General features: G+C 65.3%; 1 protein-coding gene and 1 rRNA gene. Both read right to left on the reverse strand.

Going from position 1 to position 984, the window contains the following annotated elements; genetic code table 11:
- Positions 1 to 762: class I SAM-dependent methyltransferase (locus O2L52_RS20000; RefSeq protein WP_270117741.1), on the reverse strand; the 762-nt coding region annotated here is incomplete at its 3' end.
- Positions 763 to 863: 101 nt separating this feature from the next.
- Positions 864 to 980, reverse strand: a 5S ribosomal RNA gene (gene rrf / locus O2L52_RS20005).
- Positions 981 to 984 lie beyond the last annotated feature (4 nt).

Below are 984 nucleotides of genomic sequence, written 5' to 3' on the forward strand. Positions count from 1 at the left end.
CCCCCCCCCCCCCCCCCCCCCCCCCCCCCCCCCCCCCCCCCCCCCCCCCCCCCCCCCCCCCCCCCCCCCCCCCCCCCCCCCCCCCGTCTCCCCTAACAAACTCGTTCCCACGAGCGTCTCGCCCTCCGAACGGCGCATCAGCAGATGCCCCCGCCGGTACCGCTCCTCAGCCCTGGGCTCCCGCAACATCCGGCCCACTTCAGTGAACCCGGTCGCAACACCAAGCGCCGCAAGCTCATCGATAGGCCAGCGGTAGGCCGGCACCACCCTCGTGCCGTACTTCGTCACCGGATCGCCCTCAGACTCAAAGAACGCGACGATCAAATACCCGCCCGACGCCAGCACCCGCCAGAACTCGGCGAAGTACACCGCCACATCCTCAGGTGGGGCGTGAATCACGGAGTACCAAGACACGACTCCTCCCAGTGCACCATCCTCCAGATCCAGGGCGTCCATCGAACCCACCTCGAACCGCAGTCCCGGATACGTCTCACGAGCGATGTCGATCATCGCCGGCGACAAGTCGACCCCGAAGACCTCCAACCCGAGCCCCTGCAGATACGCGGTCACTCGCCCAGGCCCGCAACCCAACTCGGCCACAGCGCCCGAATCAGCCGTCTTGACGTACTCAGCGAACGCGGCCAGCATGGCACGATCAAGCGGCAACCCGTCGAACTCATCACGCACGATCTCGGCATACGCAACAGCGACCTCGTCGTACGCTTCCCTTGTAGCACTGAGGTGCTCGGGCTCATCCGTCATAAACGAGCATCCTAGACGCCCCCGCGAATAGCGCAATGCCCGTATTCCGGGTACACAAAAGTGCCCCACCGCGATGCGGTGGGGCACTTATATAAGTAAATGTTTGGCGGTGTCCTGCTCTCCCACACCCTCTCGAGTGCAGTACCATCGGCGCTGGAAGCCGTAACGACCGGGTTCGGAATGGGACCGGGTGTGTCACTTCCGCTCTCACCACCAAACAAA

The sequence above is a fragment of the Glycomyces algeriensis genome, from assembly GCF_027622855.1.
Classification (GTDB): Bacteria; Actinomycetota; Actinomycetes; order Mycobacteriales; family Micromonosporaceae; genus Glycomyces; species Glycomyces algeriensis.